This is a genomic window from Flavobacterium sp. EDS (assembly GCF_020991525.1).
Lineage (GTDB): Bacteria > Bacteroidota > Bacteroidia > Flavobacteriales > Flavobacteriaceae > Flavobacterium.
The window spans coordinates 631391-656903 of record NZ_JAJMOZ010000001.1 but is presented as its reverse complement, the minus strand read 5'-3'; the positions used below and the strand labels follow the sequence as shown (position 1 = coordinate 656903).

Sequence of the window (25513 nt, the reverse complement as noted above, 5' to 3'; positions counted from 1 at the left end):
ACATTTTTAATAAGCTATTGACATAGGAAAAATTAAAACAACCCGGTGGTGTAATTACTTCGTCAATTCGCTTCGCTCGATGTGTTGAAATTATTACATCAAACGGGGGAACTTCGTACAACGAAAAACAAAACTCAAAAAGGTATAGTATCAAACTGTACCTTTTTCTATTTAGCAAATCTAGCTTCAGACTTCAAATGAAGTCTATGCAAATCATCTAATAACGGCATTTCTTCATCAGGCAAGAGTTGTAGGGCAATTTCAAGCAACGTCATTACATTAATATCTGCTACTGCTGCTACATTTGACAAATTTCTAGCGTCTTCATTAAGCAGAATAATACTTGCCTTAAGAAGATCTGAAACCATTAGATTTAATTCGTTATAACAAGATACTTTGAGCGTTACGCCAAACGAATCATTATCATTATTATCTGGTTTCAATTTTGAGAAATAGTTTACTCTATTCATTAATTCTAAAAGTTCTGTGGCTGATTCTTTATGTTGTACTTCCATGATTGAATAAGATTATGTTTCATTAGTTAAAAAAACAAAAGTACAAAAAATACCAGTTGCAAACAACCGATTGCATACAATCACGCAAAAACAATCTATTACTTGTAATTTCATTTCCATGAAAAGAACAAGAAAAAGTGAAATACCTGAAGTTGTAAAACAACTGGGAACCAGAATAAAAGATATAATCGAGAGCAATCAACTAAAGCAAAGAGAAGTTGCTAATGATGCTGAAATGGATGTAGAGAATTTAAGAAAATACATCAAAGGTACTCAAGAAATGAAAATCAGCACTTTGTTTAAAATTGCTCAATCTTTAAAAATAAATCCAAGTGATTTAATAAAGGATTTATAAAACAAGCATCTGAAGGTTACAAACAAATAAGAAAATACAATCATTAAGTTAATAAAAATAAATGGAAATATTAATAATAACTGGACCACCATATTCAGGAAAAGGAACACAATGCGAAATCTTAAAAGAACAACTTAAATTTGAGCATATTTCAACAGGAGACAGATGTCGCTTAGAAAAACAGAATGAAACCGAAATCGGAAAAATAATGTCTGAATATGAAGAAAAAGGAGATTTAGTTCCTGACTCGATAATGAAAGACCTATTTAGCAAAATATTGGATGAGAACAGATCAAAAAATGGAATAATATTAGATGGCTACCCTAGAACAGAACCGCAGGTAAACGATTTGATACAACTAATTGAATCAAAAAACATGAAGATTGGAAAAGTCTTAAATATTGATGTTCCAAAATCAGAACTTTTAGAAAGAGCAAAAAAAAGAGCAGAAACTTCTGACCGAAAAGATGATAAAAACCCTGAAATTCATATAAAAAGAATTGAAGTTTTTGAAAATGCAACGAGACCTGCAATTGAGTATATGAAATCTAAAATCAACGTTTTGACTTTTGATGGATTAGGAACAATAGACGAAATTACAAAACGAATAAAAGCAAGCTTGTAACACTCTCCCTGCTATCGCATGCGTCCCACTCCGCTCATGAATTCAATCAAAATATTTTAGCTAAAAAATATAAAAATTAGCCACAAGCAGGATGCTTGCGCTAGCCTCAAAACAATGTAATAACATAACCAATCAAATTTAACACCAATAAAACCAAACCAATGAAACTATTAATTACCACCCTCCTTTTAATCTTCAACCTGACCTTATTTGCACAATCAAGCAATTTTGCTGGCGATTATAACCGAACACTTACAGAAGAAGGAAAACATAAAATTGAATATAAATTGACCTTAAATCAAGATGGGACATTCCTATTTCACTCGTATTCAAAAATTCAAGGAGGAAACCCTCCAGAAATAAATAAATACGGAAAAGGAAAATGGAGCTCAAAAGACAATGTAATTACTTTTTCATCTAATAAAAACGAAGATTTTAATGATAAATACACATTAGATTTTAATAATTCGAAGGCTAGATTTGTAACCAAAAACCCGAAAAATAAAACAGATCAAGTAATCAAAACAAAACTTACTTTTTTAGAGTCTGGAATCTTCTGGATGCAAAAACTTGATGTTTTTAAAGTGTAAAATACGATATAGTCTTTGTTCTTAAACAAATACGCAACACAAAAAAGCTGCAAGAAAATAATTCCTGTAGCTTTTTTTATAAGCAGAAAAAATCAATCTTTGTAGAAACCGATTGCAAATTCTTATTATTGAGTTTATAAGCCACATTATTAAAATACCACACTACTAACCATGACCACACCAAATACCGAACTTATAAAACCAAAACAACATTTTGAAATTCTTGATGGCTTAAGAGGAGTAGCTGCATTGGCTATTGTATTTTTTCATTTTATGGAAATCGTTTATCCTCCCAACGAAAACTTCATCGCACATGGTTTTTTAGCAGTCGACTTTTTCTTTTGTCTCTCAGGTTTTGTTATTGCCTACGCCTATCATGACCGCATTGACAAAATGAAAATTTCCGATTTTTTTAAATTACGATTAATCAGATTGCATCCTTTGGTTATTTTTGGTTCTGTCTTGGGTTTATTAGCTTTCCTTTTTGATCCTTTTTCCAATCACTCCGAAACCTACGAAACGGGTAAATTGATTTTGATCTTTCTTTGTTCACTATTTATGATTCCGTTTCCGGTAATGCCAGATCGTTATTTTAACTTATTTGGTTTTAATGCCCCTGCCTGGTCTTTGTTTTGGGAGTATGTTGCTAATATTCTTTATGTGCTTTTCCTTCATAAATTGAGTCGTCGTAACCTCTTTTTATTAACTCTTTTAGCCGCAGTAGGAATCTGTTTTGTCAGTAATCGTGCGGGAGGTTCTTTAATGGGCGGCTGGAGCGGAGAAACCTTTTGGGATGGCTGTGCACGTATTTCGTATTCCTTTTTAGCAGGTATGTTGATTTTCCGTTCTAATTGGATCATTAAATCAAACCTAGGTTTCATAGGTTTATCTGTATTACTACTATTAGCCTTCTTTGTGCCTTTTTCTGAATGGAATTGGCTAACTGAACCCCTAATCGTATTATTCTATTTTCCATTGTTAGTCGTTTTTGGAGCTGGAGCCACTTTAAAGCAAGAATTCAAACAATTGTGTATCTTCTCTGGAAAAATATCTTATCCGTTATATATGACTCATTATACAGTGATGTTTGCATTTGCCAACTATTATACAACCTACAAACCAGATACAACTCAACTTGTTTTTATCATAACTACAGGTACAATTTTACTACTTGGTGTAGCTTATCTAACAATGGTTTTTTATGATATTCCAGTTCGAAAATATCTAACAGATAGAAGAAAGAAGGCTTAGTTAAAAATTAAACTCTTTTACAACCCCTGTTTTTAAAATTTCAAGGAGCTATCCCGATAGCTATCGGGACCTGCTGTCCACTATATCTTTTCCTGGCTAAAGAAGCCAGAAAAAGGATGTCGTTTCCATCAGGGCTAGAGCTTTTGTTTCCATCAGAAGATTCAATTTTAAAATATTCCCAGACTAAGTACATTCAACTTCACTCAAGATAAACGCGGCCGAAGTCCATTTTACAGAATCGACAATAATTGAAAAGCAACTTTGTAAAGATTGGTTCATTAGCTCACTATAACTCATATCTTCGACTCCGAGAGACAAGATTGAGCTTATTTTTTTCTGCCATAGATTAAACACAGATTCCGCAGATTGAAACAGACTCTACGGATTTTATTACATTCTCTGCGCCTATCTGCTTGAATCACTTAAAATCTGCGTGAAACATAAAACCTTTATCTCTTTTTCAACTCTGCAACTTTGTACCTCTGCAACTCAGCAACTTCACATCTTTGTGCCTTTGTTCCTAAGAACCTTTGCTCCTTTCTTATAAAAAATCCTTAATTTCGCGATTCAAATTAGAAGGAGAAAAATGAAGGTCTGTATTGCCGAGAAACCAAGTGTAGCACGAGAAATCGCATCCGTTTTAGGAGCCAATACCAAACACGATGGGTATTATGAAGGCAACGGCTATGCTGTAACCTATACCTTTGGGCATTTATGTACTTTAAAAGAACCAAACGATTACAAACCCCATTGGAAAAGTTGGGATTTGAACAACCTACCCATGCTTCCTGAAAAATTTGAAACCAAAGTAGTTGAAAATTCAGGTATTCAGAAGCAATTTAAAATCATAAAAACTTTATTTGATAAAGCCGAACTGGTTATAAACTGTGGGGATGCTGGACAAGAAGGAGAACTCATTCAGCGTTGGGTTATGAACGAAGCCAATTATAAAGGCGAAGTACAGCGTTTATGGATTTCATCCCTAACTACCGAAGCTATAAAAGAAGGTTTTGAAAATCTAAAACCTTCTGCGAACTACGATAATTTATACTATGCAGGATTTTCCAGAGCTATTGGCGACTGGTTACTTGGTATGAATGCTACCCGTTTGTACACTGTTAAGCACGGTGGCTACAAACAAGTATTATCTATTGGAAGGGTACAAACCCCAACATTAGCTATGGTAGTTGACCGTTTTAAAGAAATTGAAAATTTTAAACCTCAACCTTACTGGGAGTTACAAACCTTATACAGAGAAACACTTTTTAGCTATGAAGAAGGGCGCTTCCTGAAGAAAGAAGACGGAGAACTTTTGGCCAATAAAGTAAAAGAAAGTGATTTTGAAATTGTTTCTATCGATAAAAAGAATGGTAATGAATATGCTCCTAAGCTGTTTGATTTAACAGGCTTACAGGTATATTGCAATACAAAATTTGGATTTTCGGCAGATGAAACCCTTAAAATTGTTCAAACATTATACGAACAAAAAGTAGTCACCTACCCTAGAGTTGATACCACATTTTTACCAAATGACATCTACCCTAAAGTACCTGGTATTTTGCAAAATTTAACTAATTATGCAACATTAACCCAACCACTTTTAGAAAAAAAGATTAAAAAATCGCCAAAGGTTTTTAATGATAAAAAAGTAACAGATCACCACGCGATTATTCCAACAGGGATACAATCTAATTTGCAATACAATCAGCAACAAGTGTATGATATTATTACAAAGCGATTTATTGCCGTGTTTTACGATGATTGTTTAGTTGCGAATACTACCGTTATCGGAAAAGCAGCCGATGTAAGTTTTAAAACTACTGGTAAAGTAATCTTAAAAAAAGGATTCCGTGTTGTTTTTGAAGATCCGAATGCTAAAGAAAAAGAAGCTGATCTATTGCCGAATTTTGTTGTGGGAGAAAAAGGCCCGCACGAACCTTCGTTTTTAGAAAAAGAAACCAAACCGCCCAATCAGTTTACAGAGGCAACTTTACTGCGTGCTATGGAGACTGCAGGTAAACAGGTAGACGATGAGGATTTACGCGAATTGATGAAAGAAAACGGTATCGGACGTCCATCTACACGAGCCAACATTATTGAAACACTTTTTAAGCGTCAATATATTGTTCGAAATAAGAAACAGGTTCTACCTACTCCAACTGGAATTCAGCTTATTGAGACTATTCAGAATGAATTAATAAAGTCGGCAGAACTTACTGGTTCTTGGGAAAAGCAGTTAAAAGACATTGAGAAAGGTGCTTATACCGCTGGTGCTTTTATTATCAACATGAAGCGCATGGTCGAAGCTTTAGTGTATGAAGTACGAAGCGAAACCAGACATGCTAATATTTCGCATGCAGGAAGCGTGCAAAAAGAAGTTGCCAAAGTTGAGAAAAAGAAAGCTGCAGGGATTTTGGCAGAAACCTGCCCGAAATGTCAAAAAGCAACACTTATAAAAGGAAAATCAGCTTATGGTTGTGGCAATTATAAAGCAGGTTGTGATTTTGTATTGCCTTATACTTTTGCAGACAAAAAAATATCAGAAAACCAATATTTAAGATTAGTTCAGAAAGGATCAACTGTAAACATAAAAGGCTTTAAAACTGATGCTGGCACAGTAGAAGGTTTGATTCGTTTTGAAGAAAATTACAAACTCAAACTAGAACCTAAAAAAGCAACGCCTAAAGCAACTTCAACAGCAACACCAGACTCTTTGGCGTGTCCTAAATGCAAAAAAGGAACGATTATGAAAGGAAAAACGGCTTATGGTTGTGGCAATTATAAATTAGGTTGCGACTTTAAAGTAGATTTTGATACCGTTAGAGAGAAACTAAAAGATCAAAAACCTACCAAAGAACTCGTTTATGCTATCCTTTGTAGTTCGCACTAGATATGAAGAAGTTAAATCTATGCGTGTAAAATGGCCGAGACAAGATGTAAAGAGGCAGATGTAAAATAAGAGATTAGATGTTTACCATTTATATTTCACATTTTCACATTTTCTCATTTTCTCATTTTCTCATTTCACTATTCTTTTTTTCATAATTTAGCAATTCCAAATAACATCAAACATAAATATATAATGACTCAAAAAATTACCCTCATAATTCTTTTATTAGCTATTGTTTCTTGCAAAAAAGCTGAGTCTCCTGAGAAAGACAAAATAAAAGCTGCTGACTGGCTTATTGGAAAATGGGAGAATGTTACTCCACAAGGCACTTTAACTGAAACATGGAATAAAGTAAATGATAGTACTTTTCAAGGAAGTTCTTATTTCATTAAAGGAAAAGACACGATTCATTTTGAAACAATCAAACTACAGCAAAAAGGAGAAATCTTAACTTATAACGCTACTGTAAAAGGGCAAAATAACGATGAAGCAGTTGCTTTTGAGTTGACTGCCTCTACTGAGAAAGGATTGGTTTTCGAAAATCCAAAACACGATTATCCTCAAAAAATCAGCTATACAAAAGATACTAATAATACTTTGACAGCAGAAATTTCAGGTATTCAATTAGGAAAAGCTAGTTCAGAGAAATATCTAATGACGAAGAAATAAAATCTTATTTAAGATTCATTTTTTAATAGTAAAGCTTTATTCCTAACAGGATAAAGCTTTTTTTATAGTTTATAGTTTCTCAAGCTAAGTCACTAAACTTATAACATAATAGACAAATCAAGAAAAAAATCGCTGCATCTCAGAATCTTAGCGCCTTAGTATCTAAAAAAAAGAACCTCCTCCTCCTCCCCAACCTTATTCACCATTAAAATCATCATTCCGCCTAAAAAAGCTATGATTAAAAAATCCCATTTCATGCTTAGAAATTCGGAGATAAAACCAACCATTGGTGGTACAATTAAAAACCCAAGATAGCCAATAGTCGAAATAGAAGTTAAAGCTGAACCACAATATATTTTTTGTTATAAGTATAAAAAGGAATTTCTTAAATTTTTATTAATAATTAGTCTAAATAAATATTGTGAAAACAAATATTAAATTATAATTTTGTTAACGATTTCAAGATTGATGAAATCATTATAATTATTTATCAAAGAAACTTAAATACTTTCATTATGAAATTAACACCCTTAAAGACTCTAGTAGTTTTATTAACTGTATTACTAAGTCCTCAATTATTTGCTCATGCTTTATGGATCGAAACAAAAGCAACAGGAACAAAAGGAAAACCTCAAGAAGTTTCAGTATACTTTGGAGAATTTTCAGATAATGATGTTACCCCAGCAGCTAAATGGTTTTCTGATTTAAAAGACTTTTCATTAATATTGATAAGTCCTTCTAAAAAAGAAATTAAATTAACCCCAACTGCTTTAGACAAAAAATACCAAGCATTCTTTACTCCCGATGAAGATGGCGTGTACACAGTTGTAATGCAACATACTGTAAAAGACGTATACGGCACAATGAAATTAGATTATAATTCAAGCGCTAATGTTGTCGTTGGAAACAAAACAGCAGGTAATAATGCTACAGCAAACAAAAATACGATTAGTGTATTCTCTGAAAATGCTGATGTAGCAAAGAAAAACACAAAATTATCTGGTGTAGCTTTATATGAAGGAGTTGCTGCAAAAAAGCAAAAAATTAAAGTAATTGCTCCAAATGGCTGGGAAAAAGAACTATATACTGACGAAAAAGGACAATTTGAATTTACACCAATTTGGTCTGGACAATATATGGTAGAATTTGCTCACACAGAGAAAAGCGCTGGTGAACATAATGGAAAAAAATATGATGAAATCTGGAAAATGGCAACTTATTCTATAGAAGTTAAATAAGTGATATTGTTCATAACAAATAAAAAGAAGGAAACTTAAGTTAGTGATAACAAAGGTTTCCTTCTTTTTTTAGGCTATTAAAGAAACTATAAAAATTTGTTAAAAACTAATTGTAATTAATCTAAATAAGTTTTGATAATACAAACATAGATACTACTTTTGCGCCGTTATTTTTTTTTATTCCAAATAAACAAATATGAAATATATATTATTGCCTACACTAGGTTTATTATTCGGTCTGTCAGGTTTTGCACAAGGAAGAGCAAACACAGCTGAAAATCAAGGAACTACTACAGCAATTACTGATACTGTAAAAAACAAAAAAGGCGAAGTACTTAATGAAGTTATTATTACTGCCAATAAACAAAACAAACCTGTATCTGCAATTCGTTCTGGCTTAAAACCAATGGACATACCGCAAAGTATCCAAATCATTGGAAGCGATGTAATCGAGCAACAACAAGCTATTAGATTAAGTGATGTCATAAAAAACATTAATGGTGTATATGTAGGATCTGCCCGTGGAGGTGCTCAAGAATCATTCTTTTCAAGAGGGTATGATATGTCAGCAAATAATATGTTTAAAAATGGTTTTCGTTTAAACAGTGGAGTTATGCCTGAGGTTTCTTCTCTAGAAAAAGTAGAAGTCTTAAAAGGAAGCTCGGCTTTATTATTCGGAAATGTAACTCCTGGAGGAATCTTGAACATGGTTACTAAAACTCCTTCTTTTAAAAGTGGTGGCGAAATATCAATGCAAATGGGAAGCTATTCGTTTTACAAACCAACTGTAGATTTTTACGGTCCATTAAGCGATGTAGTTGCTTACAGATTTACAGGTTCTTACGAAAACTCTGAGAGCTTTAGAGACATCGTAAAAAGAGAACGTTATTATATTAATCCATCATTCTTATTCAAAGTAAGTAATAAAACAAATATTACATTACAAGGAGATTATTTACATGATGACTGGACTCCCGATTTTGGAACTGGAGCAATTGGAAAAGAAATTGCCGATGTGCCTCGTAGTAAATACTTAGGAGCATTATGGTCTAATGGAACTACACAACAAACTACAATTTCAGGATTAGTAAATCACAATTTTAATGACAATTGGAAATTTAATTTCAATACTTCATTCCAAAATTTTGATAGAGTTTCTAAAGGAACTGAACGAATCTCAATCGATACTAAAATTAAAGATTATGTTCATGGAGACTGGAACAGACCATTAGGACAAAATAAATCTCAAGAGCAAATCATAGCTGAACAATTTAGCTTACAAGGGACATTCTATACTGGAAGAGTAAAACATGAATTATTTACTGGTGTTGATTTAGAAAATTCATTTGCACAAGCATATACATATGCATTTAGTCCTGCAACTTATGACAAAGTCAACATCTTTAATTTTACCTATGATCAACAAAGAATGGATATTCCAGTTGGTGATGTAACAAAAATAGTAAAAACTGATACAAACCGTTTTGGTATTTATTTCCAAGATTTAATTTCTATTACAGAACAATTTAAAGTTTTAGCAGGATTACGTTGGTCTTGGCAAGAAGCAAAAGCTGAAACACAGCAATTGAATACTAAAACTAAACAACTTGAACTTTTACCAGAAGTAGCTCCTTTAACTGATCAAGCATTTTCTCCAAAAATTGGATTAGTATATCAGCCAACTAAAGACATGTCATTGTTTGCAAGCTATTCAACTTCATTTACTCCAAATACAGGATTTACATTCAACAATGCTCCTCTTGACCCTTCAATTATTGATCAATATGAAGTTGGTATTAAAAAAGATTTCTGGAGAGGCGCGTTAAGTACTAATGTTACTGTATATCAAATTGACAATGACAACTTAGTTCAAACTGCTGAATTCAATCTTGATGGAACAATCAATTCTAACACAAATTTAAAAGTGCTAAGTGGTGGAACAAGAAGTAAAGGTGTAGAAATTGATATCACAGCTAGACCAACTGAAGGACTAAGCATTATTGCTGGTTATAGCTATAATGATATGCGTTATACTAAAACATCAGGAAAAGCAGGAAGCTTTATCGAAGGAGATCGTTTAGCAAGAACTCCTGCAAATACAGCTAATTTAAGTTTCTTTTATAAATTACCTACAGGAGTATTAAAAGGAATAACTTTTGGTGCTATCGGAAACTATATTGGTAAAAGAACTGGTGGATGGAACAGTCAATATGTTGAAATTACAGACCCTAAAGATCCTACAGTTAAAATCCTTGCAATTAACGACAGAGAAATTCCATTAGAAGGATATACTACAATTGATGTTTCAGCTGGTTATGAGTGGAATAAATTCTCTATCTTATGTAAATTATCAAACATTACAAACGAGTTAAATTATACTGTTCACGAGAATTATAGTGTGAATCCTATTGCTCCTCGTCAGGTAATGACAAGCTTAAGATATAAATTCTAAGATACAATTTCCGTTTCCTAAAACAAAAAACCTCGTTTATTATTAAACGAGGTTTTTTGTTTTAAAAAAGACACTCTAATTTACACTACTTTTGTGGACTTAATAATTCAAAAAAAATAAAATCTAAATATGTCAGATTCCAAAAAGAACCAATTAAAGAAAAGTCTGGGACTGAGCTTTAATATTGCGGTATTAATTGGAGGAACAATAGGAGTTGGAATCTTACGAACACCTGGTACTATCGCTGGGATGCTAGATAATTATTGGCTTATTATTGCTTCTTGGCTTTTTGGTGGCCTTTTTATCTTAATAGGTGCCAATTCATATGCTGAACTAGCAACTATGCTTCCTAAAGCTGGAGGATCTTATAATTATATCAAAAGAGCTTTTGGTAATTATGCAGGCTTTTTATCGGGTTGGTTTGATTATATTACCAATGTAATTCCGCCCGCATTTTACTGTATCGTTATTAGCGAATATCTTATTATACTTTTTCCAAATCTAGGAAACTATTCAACCGAAATAGCAATCGCATTACTAGTTACATTTGTATTATTACATTTAAGTGGTGTTAAAAATGGTAGTCTCATCCAACAAATTACCAGTTTTATTAAAGTTGTCTGTTTTGTTGCCTTGGTAATTGCTTGTTTTATGTACTCTGGAGTAAAATTACCTCCAATTCAAAAAGAAGGTTCTTTTTTTGAAATTGGACTTCTATTTGGATTCTTTAAATCTCTTCAGCTTATTATCGGTACCTATAATGGTTGGAACGGAGTTTGTTTTTTTGCAGAAGAAAACGACAACCCAAGCAAAAACATTCCGCGTTCTTTATATAGCGGTGTCTTACTCGTAATTGCTATTTATGTTTTATTAAATGTCGCTTTTTTCTATGTTTTACCAATCGAAACCATAGCAAATTCTAATCTGGCAGCAGCCGATGTTGCCAACATTATTTTCGGTAAAAATGGTGCTATTATAGTTACTGTAATAGCTATTTTCTCTTTAATAAGCATACTAAATGCCTTTATGATGATTCCGCCAAGAATTCTATATGGATTAAGTCGTGATGGCTTTTTTATTGAAAAAGGAACAACTGTAAACAAAGGTGGAACTCCAATCGTTGCTCTTTTAGTCTCTTCATTATTTAGCTTGTTTTTAATTTTCATCGGTTCCTTTGAAGTATTATTTTCCTTCGCCGCCTTTACCTCTATTATTGTTTGGGGATTGGCTTATTTTTCGCTTATAAAACTGCGAATCACAGAACCTGACTTACCAAGACCTTATCGCTCATTTTGGTATCCTTGGACAACCATATTAGCAATTCTTGTTTCATTAGCATTACTAATCGGATTCATATATAGTGACCCAGAAAGCTTTACAATCATAGTTGGTATCACAGTGGCTTCTTATCCTTTGTTTCTGTTTTTAACTCGGAAGAAGTAAGTAAAAAGTAAAATGCGAGAAACGCTACTATCTGAAAATAAAAAACCCGACAAATTTTAAAAATTTGTCGGGTTTTTATATTTAAAAAAATCTAGCTCTTATTTCAAACCTGCTAAACTTTGCTCTATTGTAGCAATTTTTGCTAAAGCATCAGCTTCTTTTTGTTTTTCGTTAGCCAAAACTTTCTCTGGCGCTCCTGCTACAAATTTTTCATTTGCTAATTTAGATTGAACTGATTTCAAGAAACCTTGCGTGTAAACCAACTCTGCATTTAATTTTGCAATTTCAGCTTCAACATCAATATTCCCTCCTGTTATCGGGATAAAATATTCATTAGACTTTACTCGAAATGACAAAGCTCCATCTACTTTATCCGAAACGTATTCGAATGCAGCTATATTTCCTAGTTTAGTTATTACAGAATCAAAATAAGTAGAAAATTTCTCGCTGTTAATCGCTTTCAATTCAATACTATCTTTCATTGCAATATTCTTTTCTTTACGAATCGTTCTGATACCAGAAATCACTTCAACCGAATTTTCAAAATCAGTAATTAATTTTGCATCAAATGGTTTTAATTCTGGCCAAGTCGAAACAATTAAAGCTTCTTCTGGAGTTCTTTCAGCAAGTATATGCCATATTTCTTCTGTTAGGAAAGGCATAAACGGATGAAGCAATTTCAAGTTATTTTCTAAAATTTCGATTGCTTTATCAAATGTCTTTTTATCAATTGGCTGTTGGTAAGCTGGTTTAATCATTTCAAGGAATAAAGAACAGAAATCGTCCCATACCAATTTATAAATTGCCATTAATGAATCAGAAATTCTGTATTTTTCAAAATTATCCTCAATATCAACTAATGCTTGCTGAAACTTTGCCTCAAACCATTCGATTGCTACTTTTGATGATTCTGGTTGTGGAATTGTTTCTGAAACTTCCCATCCTTTGATCAATTTAAGAGCATTCCAAATCTTATTTGAAAACGCTTTTCCTTGATTACATAGCTCTTCATCAAACATGATGTCATTTCCTGCAGAAGCGCTTAAAAGCAACCCTACACGTACTCCATCTGCACCAAATGTATCTATTAAATCTAAAGGATCAGGTGAATTACCTAATGACTTAGACATCTTACGACGTTGTTTATCACGTACTAATCCTGTTAGATATACATTTGTAAATGGTTTTTCACCTGCATATTCGTAACCTGCAATAATCATTCTGGCAACCCAGAAAAATAAAATGTCCGGACCTGTTACTAAGTCGTTTGTTGGATAGTAATATTTAAAGTCCTCGCTTTCTGGATCCATAATTCCTCCAAAAACCGACATTGGCCAAAGCCAAGAAGAAAACCAAGTATCCAAAGCATCAACATCTTGTCTAAGATCTTTTGTTTCAAGTTTCGGATTTGAAGTTTTTTCCTGTGCTAATTTTAATGCATCTTCTATGTTTTCAGCAACAACAAAATCTTCTTTACCGTCTCCGTAAAAATAAGCTGGAATTTGTTGCCCCCACCATAACTGACGAGAGATATTCCAATCACGAATATTATTTAACCAATGCGCATAAGTGTTTTCAAAACGTTTTGGGTGTAATTTAATATCTCCATCAACTAAAACAGATTTAATTGCTGGTTTTACTAATTCTTCCATTTTCAAGAACCATTGATCCGATAATCTTGGTTCGATAACTGCTTTAGTTCTTTCTGAAGTTCCAACTTTATTCAAGTGGATTTCCGTTTTTGCCAAAGCACCAATTTCTTCTAGTTCTTTTGCAATTTCGGTACGAACCACGAAACGATCTTTTCCTTGGTAATGCAATCCAAAACTATTAAGTGTAGCATCTTCATTAAAAATATCTACAATCTCCAGATTATGCTTCTCTCCTAGCGTCTTATCGTTCATGTCGTGTGCAGGAGTCACTTTAAGACATCCTGTTCCGAACTCTACATCTACATATTCATCTTCGATAATAGGGATTACTCTTCCACAAATAGGTACAATTGCTTTTTTACCTTTTAAATGTGTAAAACGTTCATCATTTGGATTGATACAAATAGCAGTATCTCCAAAAATAGTTTCTGGTCGCGTTGTAGCAATTGTTAAAAACTCTTCTGTTCCTTCAATTTTATATTTTAAGAAAAATAATTTTCCTTGTTGTTCTTCATAAATAACTTCTTCGTCAGACAAAGTCGTTTTTGCTTCAGGATCCCAGTTTACCATTCGGTATCCTCTATAAATCAATCCTTTGTTATACAAATCAACAAACGAACGAATTACCGAAGCCGACATATCTGGATCCATTGTAAATTTAGTACGTTCCCAATCGCAAGAAGCACCTAATTTTTTTAACTGATCTAAAATTACACCACCATACTTATCTGTCCACTCCCAAGCATGTGCTAAAAACTCTTCACGCGTTAAATCATTTTTATTAATTCCTTCTGCTTTTAATTTAGCAACAACTTTAGCTTCTGTAGCAATCGATGCATGATCTGTTCCCGGAACCCAACAAGCATTGAACCCTTTAAGACGCGCTCTTCTTATCAATACATCTTGAATTGTATTGTTTAGCATATGCCCCATATGCAAGACTCCAGTAACATTAGGAGGAGGAATTACAATTGTATAAGGCGTTCTATGATCTGGCTCCGAATGAAAATAATTATTTTTCATCCAGTAGTCGTACCATTTATTTTCGATTGTTTTAGCGTCAAATTGTGCTGGAATTGTCATTTTATCTTGGATATATTTAATCGTTAATTTGTTTAATCATCTATTTATCTTCCCTTTTTTTAATTGCCTTTTTATCAATTAAATAAGCGTTTAAAAGGGTAAACAAATGAACATTTACACTTTGGTTTGATTTTTGTATTCATTATAGATGACAAAAGTAAATAATTAAGTACACTATAAAAAGCGAATTAATAATTTGTGTATTAATTAAAAGAAAGTATATTTACTTAATAACTTAAAACAATATCAAATGAAGAAAGTAGCCTCATTTATAGCAATCTTAATGGTTACAACCATTGGTCTTGCTCAAAACGGCCCAAAAATTGATTTTGCTGCCAAGGATAATACTATTGATTATGGTACAGTAAGTAAAGGTGACAACGGAGCTAAGGCTTTTGAATTTACTAACTCTGGAGATTCCCCCCTCATGATCACATCAGTACAATCTACAGCAGGTATTAGTATTGTATCTAAACCAAGTGCTGCAATTATGCCTGGAAAATCAGGAAAAATTGAAGTGAAATTTAATATGCCTCCAGGGCCAATAAGAAAAACAATTACCGTTGAAACTAATGCCGTAAATTACCCAGAGGGTCGTGTCGCTTTAAAAATTAAAGGAGTAGTATCTAATTAGTATTCAAATTAAATTCCCATAAACACAAATGGCTTCCTAAATTCTAGGAAGCCATTTTTTATTGATTTGCTTTTGCTTGTTTATTTATCAACACAGTCTGTAGTTTCAAACTTATATTTTACACGATCAAAATCGATAGGCTTACCTTTAGCAAAATAAGTTCTACCTAAATATGTTTCCATAGTTCCATTACCTAAAATGAGTTGTTTATCTCGTTTTAAAAATGCCATAGGATTTTTAAACTTTACATCTTTCTTTGTTCCTTCAATAAAAGTATAATCTACAAATAAAGTATCTCCTTTAAACTCTCCAATGACTTCTCCATTCTTTTGTGGCGTACCATACATTTTCATGACTAGATCCCCACTTATTTTTCCATCTTTTAGAGTATTCAATTTTAAATCTATAGTATCTTTTTCATAAAGAGCTTTATAACATTGAACACTTACAATACTTTCAGCTTCTGATTTAGCAGCTTCCTTCTGAGTTTCATTTTTTTTGCAGCTCTGAAGCACAACACAAGACACAAGCAAAAAAGGCAGGACTAGATTCTTCATAATTAAATATTTTAAGTTCATATATCTTATAAAATTAAATAAAAAAGTGACCAAAAGAAAGGCTTCTAAACAAAATATTGATTTATTTAGAAGCCTTTTTATTTTAAAACAACAGAACGATTTATAAATTCTTAATTACAAATTCACTACGTCTATTTAATTCGTGTTGCTCTTCGTTACAAGCATCGTCTGTTTTACATTTTACAATTGGCACAGACTCTCCGTATCCTTTTGCGATAATTCTCTTTTTATCAATTCCGGAATCTATCAAATACTCTTTGGTAGATTGTGCTCTTTTTTGAGACAGATTGGCATTGTATTTATAATTACCTCTAGAATCGGTGTGTGAACCAATCTCGACTACCATATCTGGATATTTCTTCATTAATTCATAAACCCTGTTTAAAATAACCTTAGATTCTTTTCTTATATACCACAAATCGTAATCAAAATAAATAGGATCCGTCTTTATAATTAATCGGTCTTTGTCTCTTACTACATCTTTTTCTTGGGCAATAATCTTTTCTATCTTTTCTTTTTGGTCTGCAACAGCCTTTACTGCTTTTTCTTTTTTCTTAATTTCGATCTGAGCAATTTCATCCGCTTTAGCTTTAGCTTCATTCGCTTTTAAAACAACCAACTCCAATGCTTCTTTTTGTTTTTTCTCTTCAGCTAATTTTTTCTCTTCTTGTTTTATAACCTCAAGAGATTTAAGCGCCATTGAAGCATCATTACTTTTTCCTCTAGTTTTATCTAGAATTAAGGTTCTGGAATTATCGGTATAATTTTCTTTAGATGCCGAAATCGTATAAGATAATTCACAAGCTACTTTAAAATTAAATTTACCATCAGCTGAAGTTACAATCGTACGCAACTCCTTGCTTTCTTCCTGTAGAAGAATAACCACAGCATTTTCTAATGGCAGTTTTGTATCAATATCTGTAATTACTCCCGTAATGAGCTGCTTACAATCTTCAATTAGTAATGGCTTGATTTCGTTTAATTGATAGATATCGTCACTTCCTTTTCCTCCTGCTCGATTCGATGCAAAATACCCTTCTTTGGTATCTGAATCTATAGTAAACGAGAAATCATCTAAATTTGAATTTAATGGCAGACCGACATTGAGAGGTTTTGTATAGGTTCCATCTTTAATTTCAGAAACAAATACATCAAGCGAACCGTAACCCAAATGCCCATCTGATGAGAAATAGAGTTTATTATCTTTTGAAACAAACGGAAACTGTTCTCTCTTATCTGTATTAATCAGTGCTCCTAAGTTCCGAGGATTCCCATATGCTCCTTCATTTATTGCTACCGAAAAGATATCAAATGAGCCTAATGTCCCTGGCATATCGGAAGCAAAATACAATGTTTTTTCATCAGAACTCAACGCTGGATGTTCTACTGAATAGTTGTCACTATTAAACGGTAGTGATATCACATTTTTCCATTTTCCTTTTATGAGTTCTGCTCTAAAAATTTGAATATTTGAGATTTTATCATCATTTTTTCCTCTCCTTCCGTTTTTATAATTATTTCTTGTAAAATAAATGGTTTTACCATCTTTTGTAAAAACAGCATTAGATTCGTGCATTCCTGTTTTTAATTCTTTTGCGAAATAATAAGCAATCGAATCTCCTGCTTTTATCTTATTTATTGGCGCCGAAACTAAATTAAGATAGGCTTCATTATCCCATTTATACATTTTATCAAACAATCCTGGCTTCTTTTTTACTGCTGCAAAAACCAAACTATCTCCATATTTTACTGCTCCAAACTCAGAATTTTTGGTATTTATGGCTAGATTTTTAATCCTATACCTGTCTCCGATTGCCGAAACATTCTCGAGTTCTTTGGTAGCGTTTTCAAAATCTAAATAATCCTGACTGTTTTTAGAATAGTATTGTTTTAAAACGTCATTTGCCTCTTGGTAACTATTGGTTGCTTTGAGTGTATGAGCATATTTAAAATAGTAGTTTCTATCTAAATCTTTGTCATAATTTTTAATCAGAAGTCTATAATATTGTTGTGCTTTCTTTAAATCATTGGTATAATAATAGGAGTCGGCTAAATTTTTTATGGCTTCTGCCGAAGGCTTCTCTGAAACAATTTTTTCATATAATGGAATGGCTTCACTGTAATATGTTTTATCAAAAAATCGCTTTGCCCGAACAAGATTCTGGTCTTGAGCGCAAACAAACTGTATTGAAAATACGAATATAATAACTAGTAATTTTTTCATATTTTTCATTTTAAAAGAATCTTGGTGATTTATCATATCCTTTACCTAATAAATCTAAATCAAAAAGAAGCATAATCTCATGTGTTCCAGAATTAAATTGACCAAAATTGGTTGTGGTATAATCATATGCATAACCTACTCGAATTGCTTTGGTTACGTTTACATTCATTAAAACACTAACTGCATCATTTACTCTGTAAGCAGCTCCCAGTTCGAATCTCTCATTATACAAAACATTGGCAGTTATATCTACAGAAGCGGGTGCTCCAACAACGAATCTAGACATAAAAGCAGGTTTCAGTTTAAAGATATCACTAAGCTGAAAAACATATCCTGCAGTTAAAAAAGTATGAATATCTTCGGAACCATATGCGTTTATACCCGATTTTTCTTCAATATGTTTGGACTTCAATAAATTTGGTGCCGATAATCCAACATAAAATTTATCTGTAAAATAATAAGCCCCTATACCAATATTAGGCTTGGTAACATTGATGTTTTCGGCGAAAGCCAAATCGGTAGTTACATCTCCACTCTGAAATTGGAATCCATTAAAATTTGTTTGCAAAGAAGTAAGTCCTGCTTTTAATCCTAGTGAAAGCTTGTTATTTCCTCCTAGTTCAAGTATGTATGCAAAATCGGCATAAAAATTATTCTCTTTTTTAGCACCATCCCCTATATCATCAGAAATCAATGAGACTCCCGCTTCTATTTTATTACTCAAGGAAGTATGTCCAAAAAAATTAAATGTTTTAGGTGCACCAACTGCTCCAACCCATTGTGTTCTGTATAAAGTTCCTAAATTTAACATTGATGGAGTTCCTGTTGCATACGCTGGATTTACCATACTCATATTATACATATAATGTGTGTATTCTGGATCTTGCTGAGCAGATGTATCAATGATGTAGAAAAGAAAACTTATAATTAGTATTATTTTTTTCATTTGAAAATTAAATTAAATAGGAATTATCGATTTAAATAAAGACGACCTTGTAAAGGCGGCCTATTATCTTTATTAAAATGGACAACATAAAAATAAACACCATTTGGAGCTACTCCATCAATTATTTTGGAATCAGAATTTTTACCATCCCAATCTGGTTTATTTTTATTGCCTTTAAACATTAAGTTCCCATATCTATTATAAATTTCGAGTGTATAATCAGGATATAAAAAGTCTATATCGGGAATTGCATAAGTGTCGTTTGTACCATCTCCATTTGGAGAAAATCCGTCGGGGATAAAGAAATCTGCATATTCTGTAGTAGAACAATTTGTAAGCGAAACTTTTGCAATCAAAACATCATTCGAAAAACAATTGGTAGTAGTTGAAAAATCAAACCCATAATATATTGTATTGTCCTGAAGCAAAGTTGCATTAGTTAACTGGTTTCCATTATCTTGAGCATCATACCAAACTATTGAAGCAGAAGCATTGGTATTATTAGACAAATCAGCAATTGTAGGGTTATTTATTCCGCAAAATTCTTGGCCTTTTGGTTTTAATACTGGCGCTGGTATATCATTTATAGTAACAACACTCCTATTTGCTGGCGATACACATCCGCCTGAAAGCGCTGTTTCTTTAACATAATAATTTCCTGAAACCAATACCGTTGTAGCAGACAAAGGGGTAGTAGCAGTGACAGAATCATACCATTTATATTGTGTTCCGTTAGGTACTAAATTAGCAACTGTAGCTCCATCTGATTTACAAAATATTTGAGGACTCGTTGCTGGCGCAATCGGAATGGTGTTTATCAAGAAATCATCAAATAAACCTGTAGGTACAATATCACAAGTTGTTTCGTTATTTGTAACTTTTGTAATTGTAACTCTGGTCGCCCCTGTATTAGCAAGTAGATTTTGAGGAATAACAAAACTCGCTTTCCCACTTGATACAGCTAAGGTTATTATTTGTGTTGGGGCCAAATTACTTCCGGAAATAGTGTACAGAATTGTAATGTTTTTTAACGTTCCAAGTCCAGAAATTGAAACTGGTACTGGTTCATTTAAGCAATAATCTTTTATTTCTATCTTAATATCAATTGAATTTGGCAAAGGATTAACTACCATATTTCCTGATACATTTGCAGTATTTGTACAACCTACAAGAGTATTCGTAATATTCGTAATTACAACTAATGAACTTCCATCCTTAGCAGTTAAAGTTGATGGTATTATAAAACTTGCTGCTCCATTTACAACAGTAATCGAAGCTACTTGTGCATTGGTATTATTTGCACCCGTTACTTTATAATTAATACTATATCTTCCATTTGGAAGACTTGAAGCTCCCGTAATTTGTACCAGTGCACTTTTATTTTGACAAACCGGGTCGATTTTTATTTTTGCCGAATCCAACTTAGGAATTGGATGTATCGTTAGATCATCTGATAAGTTATTGATTATAGTAACACAAACGCCTTCGGTTTTAAAAGCATTAAATTCTTTGATTTCGATTTTATATTGACCTACCTTCTGAAAAAATATTGACGGCAACGAAAAAGTTACAGAACCATTATTAATAGTCAACAATTCTGTTCTTGTTTCCGATGATGGACCTGATATTTTGTAAGTAACATTATACTGTCCATTAGGAATAATTTTTGCTCCGCTTGTAAGCTTTGCCGAATAAGTAGCTCTAAGAATATCTGGTTCACATATATCAGAGCTCACAACCAAAGTAGCTCCTGTAAGATCAATTCTTTTTTCTATTCGTATTCTTACCGTTGCAAAATCAATTTTACAAATAGGATGCGGAGTATTACTAACGGTATAGGTAAAAGTATAAATACCCTCACCATGGGTTTCATAAATTTTTTGAACATCTACAAAATGATCATTTCTACTTGTTATCTCTCCTGTATTCTCATTATCTGTCCATTGTCCATTTGGATCTTCACCAGAAAGTTGATCATTTAAATCCAGATTAGAATAAATGGATAAATCATCACTATCACATAACAATAAATTAGAAGGATTACCTGCTTCTGGAGCTCTATAAACGGTAACAGAAACAATTGAAGAAACAGGTCCAGCACAATCTCCTATAGCAGGAATTGAATAGGTAAATTGATAAGTACCTACTCCTAAATCCTTAGGATCAATAATACTACCATTAACTGGACTATTTATAGTATTGTTATACCATTTACCATTAGATTGTGGACTTAAAAAAGCACCATTAAAAACATGAAATAAATCATATGCAGTAGCATCTGTACATGCAGCCCCTGTTGGTCCTGAAATTCCAGCATATCCTCCGATTGCAACAGTTATTGTAGCCGAATTATCAACACAACCTGTTACTCCTGAAACTGTATAAGTAAATCTATAAAATCCACTTTCTCTTATTAACTGAGCATTCAAAATTCCTGTAGCCCTATCTAATCCTTGCGAAAAATCATCATCTGTCCAAGTACCACCTGCTGTAGGATTTCCATCTAGCAATGCAAATAAATTAATGGATTGACTGGCAGGATTAGGAATATCACATATGCTTGTTTTTGAATCCAAGCCCGCACATTGTCCGAAATTTTTAATAGGCAACAAAAATAAAGTGAGTAAAAACAAAAGCAATTTTAGTTTTGCAAAGTATTTTTTGGACATATAGTATTATTAATTTTTTGTTAAAACTACAAAAACAATTTATAAACACAAAAAACAAAACTAATTAACCTCCTATCACCGAAACAATTAAACAACTTACACATTAACAAACAACAACTTAACCCAAACTGACTTATCTATTGAAGTTAAATTAAGACTATAATTCATCGGTCAACTGAAATTTAAATTTCAATAACTGACTATCTCTTTCAATTTCTAAACTTATCCATATATCGTCTTCAGATTTCAGTAATCTATTTATTTGCTCTAAAGAATATTTATAAGCCAAATTTTTATTAATACTAATAATAATATCTCCATTTCTCAATCCAGATCGTTCTGCTGCAGATTTTTTCCTAACATTTGCAATTTCAAAAACAGGTTTTAACAGAAACTTGTACCTAAAATCATCACTTATCTTTTCTGTTGCATCACTAGATGAATTTTTCACTATAGGAACTGTTTCTAAATGTACCGTTTCTTGCACCCATTGTAATCCATTATGTTGAATAACAATCCCACTTTTATTATATGTAAAAGGATGAGGGAATTCTTTATTTTTCTTTAGATACATTTTTTGACCTTTATAGTCAAAAACTACAGTAAATCTTCTTAATATTTCACCACCAACTGAACCTATTCTATTAGGAACCATTTTTACATTTCGTACAGAACTAGAATCCGGAAAGGCAACAATAGGGTGAATAAAATCAAAGTCACCAATAGAAAATTTAGGAATTCTAGCTCTTCTTCCTTCAATATCACCACTAAATCCTTTTCCTAAATAATCTTCAAAGTTTTTCACTGGTAATTTAATATTCGGATTTTGAAAAATCCAAAAAGCATCGCTATTGCCAGTATCAACAAGCAACTTTGCAGGAATACCAAGGCTATCGATAACTGCATTTGAATAAAGATAAGGCTTAGCTCTCTCGATTGTGATCGGGATTTTTTTGAATTTTTTTTCTAACCTATTATTATACTTATCGGTAGCTCTATGAACGGTAATTTTTTTAGAATGATAATTTATCTCAATCAAATTATCTTTAAAGAACTGATAGCCGATGATTCCATTTACAGGAATACCTATATGTGAGGACAAATTAAACTCCTGATCCAATATAACATACAAAAGGTTATCTGTAGATTTTAAACCATCTACTTCTAAAGTATTATTGGTAGACTTTAAACCTTCAATAGATTCTTCGATACCTAAACCTCTAAGTTTAATTTTTTTGATATTAAAAAATCTAAGCTCCTTTTTGTCTTCTAAACTAAAAAGCACGGTGTCGTCAACTCCAGAATCTAATAAAAAGTTAAGTTCAATACCATTTACTTTAATAGGTATAAAAACCAAATTATTTATTAATTTAAAAGGAATTGTAACCTTATCTATATGTTTATCAATAACAAATCCCTGCTGCGAAAATGCAGTAAAGGTGATTATTTGCAAAAAAAACAAAGTAATTTTTCTTTTCATTAAGAGTATTTCTTATAAAAATACTAAAATTTTAGTTAATTAATACAAATTAACAACTACTTATATTGTTTACGTTAAATTCGAAAAAAAACCGCAAATTTGCACTTCAATAATTTACATCATGCCAAAAATTTCAAACAAAGGCAAAAACATGCCCGAATCACCGATACGAAAACTAGCTCCTTATGCTGATATAGCTAAGAAAAAAGGACATAAAGTGTATCACTTAAACATTGGACAACCTGATATAAAGACACCCGAAGCCGCCATCTCGGCCATAAAAAATATTGATTTAAGTATTATTGAATACAGCCCATCAGCTGGCTATGAAAGTTATAGAAAAAAACTAGCTCAATTTTACCAACATCAAAACGTAAACGTAAACAAGGAAGATATAATTATTACAACTGGAGGTTCTGAAGCTTTGCTTTTTGCATTAGCAACAATTACCGATCCAGGAGACGAAATTATTATCCCTGAACCTTTTTACGCTAATTACAATGCTTTTTCGGCATCAACAGGCGCTACAGTAGTTCCAGTTATTTCTAGTATAGAAACTGCTTTTGCACTGCCGAGTATTGCTTCTTTCGAAAAACTGATTACACCAAAAACAAAAGCTATATTAATATGTAACCCAGGAAATCCAACTGGATATTTATATTCTGAATCTGAAATTTTGCAACTAGCAAATTTAGTTAAGAAACATGATTTATATTTAATTGCTGACGAAGTATATCGTGAGTTTACTTATGATGGAGATATTCATTATTCTGTAATGAACTTAAAAGGCATTGAACAAAACGTAATCATGGTCGATTCAGTTTCTAAACGTTACAGTATGTGTGGCGCAAGAATTGGATGTTTAATTTCAAAAAACAAAGAAGTTATTGCTACAGTAATGAAATTTGCTCAAGCACGTTTAAGCCCTCCTACTGTTGAACAAATTGCTTGTGAGGCTGCTATCGATACACCGCAAAGCTATTTTGATGAAGTAATTTCTGAATACAGAGGGCGAAGAGACACCTTAATAGCAGAGCTTAATAAAATAGAAGGCGTAATAGTAACTAAACCTAAAGGTGCTTTTTATTGTATTGCTCAACTACCTATTACTAATGCAGATGATTTTGCACAATGGCTTTTAGAAAGCTACGACTACAATGGTAAAACGGTAATGATTGCTCCTGCAGCAGGATTTTACTCAACTCCAGGAATGGGATTAAACCAAGTACGTATTGCTTACGTATTAAACAAAGAAGATTTAATTCAAGCAGTTACAGTTTTAAAAGAAGCTCTTCTAGTATATAATGCTAAAAAATAGCAACCACTACAAAAAACAAATAGTTAATAATATGCAAATGGCAACAACGATTAATCGTTGTTGCCATTTATGTATCAAGCACATACGTACACATAAATTAATGTATATCCAAAAACTGTACATTAAATAATACAAACGATAGAAACTGTTTCCCTTTTATTAATTATCTTTACGCACTCAAAAAGATATACCCATTATAATAGTAGTTTTTAATGATAAATAACGAAGATTTTTTAGACGAAATAGGTGACAATCACATCGGATCAAGTGCGCAAAACCCAATTAGAGAAGATGCTTTTGCAATTACTGACGATGAAAAAATTGAAAAGATAAAGAAAGATGTTGAAAGTATTCTGATTACACTTGGAATGGACTTAACAGATGACAGTTTAAAAGGTACTCCAAACAGAGTAGCAAAAATGTTTGTTAAAGAAATTTTTGGAGGACTTAATCCTGTAAGAAAACCTAAAGCATCTACTTTTGATAATAATTATAAATATGGCGAAATGTTAGTTGAAAAAAACATTACGCTTTATTCTACCTGCGAACACCATTTATTACCAATTATAGGAAGAGCTCATGTTGCTTACATCTCTAACGGAAGAGTAATTGGCCTATCAAAAATGAACAGAATTGTTGAGTATTACTCAAAAAGACCTCAAGTTCAAGAGCGTTTAACTATGCAAATTGTTCAAGAATTACAAAGAGCCCTTGGTACTGAAGACGTAGCTTGCGTTATAGATGCAAAACACCTTTGTGTAAACTCAAGAGGAATTAAAGATATTGAAAGTAGCACTGTAACATCTGAATTTGGTGGTAAATTTAAAGATCCTCAAACAAGAAGAGAATTTTTAGATTACATTAAATTAGAAACTCAGTTCTAATTTATAACCTCTTTCAA

19 protein-coding genes are annotated in these 25513 nt (G+C 32.4%); 12 read left to right on the top strand and 7 right to left on the bottom strand.

Features of this window, described 5'->3' with window-relative positions; all coding sequences use genetic code 11:
• Positions 1 to 167: 167 nt before the first annotated feature.
• Positions 168 to 515, bottom strand: coding sequence for a hypothetical protein (locus LPB87_RS02855; RefSeq protein WP_129537647.1), 348 nt, complete (start codon positions 513 to 515; stop codon positions 168 to 170).
• A gap of 118 nt (positions 516 to 633) precedes the next feature.
• Here LPB87_RS02855 and LPB87_RS02850 point away from each other — a divergent pair, with 118 nt between their 5' ends.
• From LPB87_RS02850 to LPB87_RS02810, 9 genes are all read left to right on the top strand, one after another.
• Positions 634 to 870: a helix-turn-helix transcriptional regulator gene (locus tag LPB87_RS02850; RefSeq protein WP_230604884.1), complete on the top strand. Its 237-nt coding sequence runs from the start codon at positions 634 to 636 to the stop codon at positions 868 to 870.
• A 61-nt stretch (positions 871 to 931) separates the two neighbouring features.
• Complete coding sequence (locus LPB87_RS02845; RefSeq protein WP_230604883.1) at positions 932 to 1495, top strand: nucleoside monophosphate kinase; 564 nt, start codon at positions 932 to 934, stop codon at positions 1493 to 1495.
• A 161-nt stretch (positions 1496 to 1656) separates the two neighbouring features.
• Positions 1657 to 2085 (top strand): copper resistance protein NlpE N-terminal domain-containing protein, encoded by a 429-nt coding sequence (locus tag LPB87_RS02840; protein WP_230604882.1) that lies wholly within the window; start codon positions 1657 to 1659, stop codon positions 2083 to 2085.
• 171 nt (positions 2086 to 2256) lie between these two features.
• Positions 2257 to 3336 (top strand): acyltransferase, encoded by a 1080-nt coding sequence (locus LPB87_RS02835; RefSeq protein ID WP_230604881.1) that lies wholly within the window; start codon positions 2257 to 2259, stop codon positions 3334 to 3336.
• A gap of 586 nt (positions 3337 to 3922) precedes the next feature.
• Positions 3923 to 6226: a type IA DNA topoisomerase gene (locus LPB87_RS02830; RefSeq protein ID WP_230604880.1), complete on the top strand. Its 2304-nt coding sequence runs from the start codon at positions 3923 to 3925 to the stop codon at positions 6224 to 6226.
• 192 nt (positions 6227 to 6418) lie between these two features.
• On the top strand, positions 6419 to 6895 hold the full coding sequence (locus tag LPB87_RS02825) for a DUF6265 family protein (protein WP_230604879.1): 477 nt from the start codon (positions 6419 to 6421) through the stop codon (positions 6893 to 6895).
• A 515-nt stretch (positions 6896 to 7410) separates the two neighbouring features.
• Positions 7411 to 8133: a DUF4198 domain-containing protein gene (locus LPB87_RS02820; protein WP_230604878.1), complete on the top strand. Its 723-nt coding sequence runs from the start codon at positions 7411 to 7413 to the stop codon at positions 8131 to 8133.
• A gap of 196 nt (positions 8134 to 8329) precedes the next feature.
• Positions 8330 to 10585, top strand: a complete 2256-nt coding sequence (locus LPB87_RS02815) for a TonB-dependent siderophore receptor (protein ID WP_230604877.1) — start codon at positions 8330 to 8332, stop codon at positions 10583 to 10585.
• Positions 10586 to 10714: 129 nt separating this feature from the next.
• The gene (locus LPB87_RS02810; protein ID WP_230604876.1) at positions 10715 to 12028 is read left to right on the top strand and encodes an APC family permease; all 1314 of its coding nucleotides are present in this window, start codon (positions 10715 to 10717) and stop codon (positions 12026 to 12028) included.
• Between the two features lie 98 nt (positions 12029 to 12126).
• Here LPB87_RS02810 and LPB87_RS02805 read toward each other — a convergent pair whose 3' ends face one another.
• A complete protein-coding gene (locus tag LPB87_RS02805) occupies positions 12127 to 14763 on the bottom strand; it encodes a valine--tRNA ligase (protein WP_230604874.1) in 2637 nt (878 codons plus the stop codon).
• Between the two features lie 250 nt (positions 14764 to 15013).
• Between LPB87_RS02805 and LPB87_RS02800 the strand changes: the two genes are divergently transcribed.
• Positions 15014 to 15397 (top strand): DUF1573 domain-containing protein, encoded by a 384-nt coding sequence (locus tag LPB87_RS02800; RefSeq protein ID WP_129537635.1) that lies wholly within the window; start codon positions 15014 to 15016, stop codon positions 15395 to 15397.
• A gap of 80 nt (positions 15398 to 15477) precedes the next feature.
• On the opposite strand, the gene LPB87_RS02795 is transcribed toward LPB87_RS02800, so the two are convergent.
• The 5 genes from LPB87_RS02795 to LPB87_RS02775 form a co-directional block, all read right to left on the bottom strand.
• Positions 15478 to 15954 carry a hypothetical protein gene (locus tag LPB87_RS02795; protein WP_129537634.1) on the bottom strand — a complete coding sequence of 159 codons (477 nt, stop codon included), beginning with the start codon at positions 15952 to 15954 and terminating at the stop codon, positions 15478 to 15480.
• A gap of 121 nt (positions 15955 to 16075) precedes the next feature.
• A complete protein-coding gene (locus LPB87_RS02790) occupies positions 16076 to 18199 on the bottom strand; it encodes an OmpA family protein (RefSeq protein ID WP_230604870.1) in 2124 nt (707 codons plus the stop codon).
• Positions 18200 to 18209: 10 nt separating this feature from the next.
• Positions 18210 to 19145 (bottom strand): type IX secretion system membrane protein PorP/SprF, encoded by a 936-nt coding sequence (locus LPB87_RS02785; RefSeq protein ID WP_230604868.1) that lies wholly within the window; start codon positions 19143 to 19145, stop codon positions 18210 to 18212.
• Between the two features lie 23 nt (positions 19146 to 19168).
• Complete coding sequence (locus LPB87_RS02780) at positions 19169 to 21814, bottom strand: gliding motility-associated C-terminal domain-containing protein (RefSeq protein WP_230604867.1); 2646 nt, start codon at positions 21812 to 21814, stop codon at positions 19169 to 19171.
• 157 nt (positions 21815 to 21971) lie between these two features.
• Positions 21972 to 23294: an aspartyl protease family protein gene (locus LPB87_RS02775; protein WP_230604865.1), complete on the bottom strand. Its 1323-nt coding sequence runs from the start codon at positions 23292 to 23294 to the stop codon at positions 21972 to 21974.
• Between the two features lie 121 nt (positions 23295 to 23415).
• On the opposite strand from LPB87_RS02775, the gene LPB87_RS02770 reads away from it, so the two are divergent.
• Together LPB87_RS02770 and folE are read left to right on the top strand one after the other, a co-directional pair.
• Complete coding sequence (locus LPB87_RS02770; RefSeq protein WP_230604863.1) at positions 23416 to 24612, top strand: pyridoxal phosphate-dependent aminotransferase; 1197 nt, start codon at positions 23416 to 23418, stop codon at positions 24610 to 24612.
• Positions 24613 to 24824: 212 nt separating this feature from the next.
• Positions 24825 to 25496: a GTP cyclohydrolase I FolE gene (gene folE, locus LPB87_RS02765; protein ID WP_230604861.1), complete on the top strand. Its 672-nt coding sequence runs from the start codon at positions 24825 to 24827 to the stop codon at positions 25494 to 25496.
• The last annotated feature ends 17 nt before the right edge of the window (positions 25497 to 25513 follow it).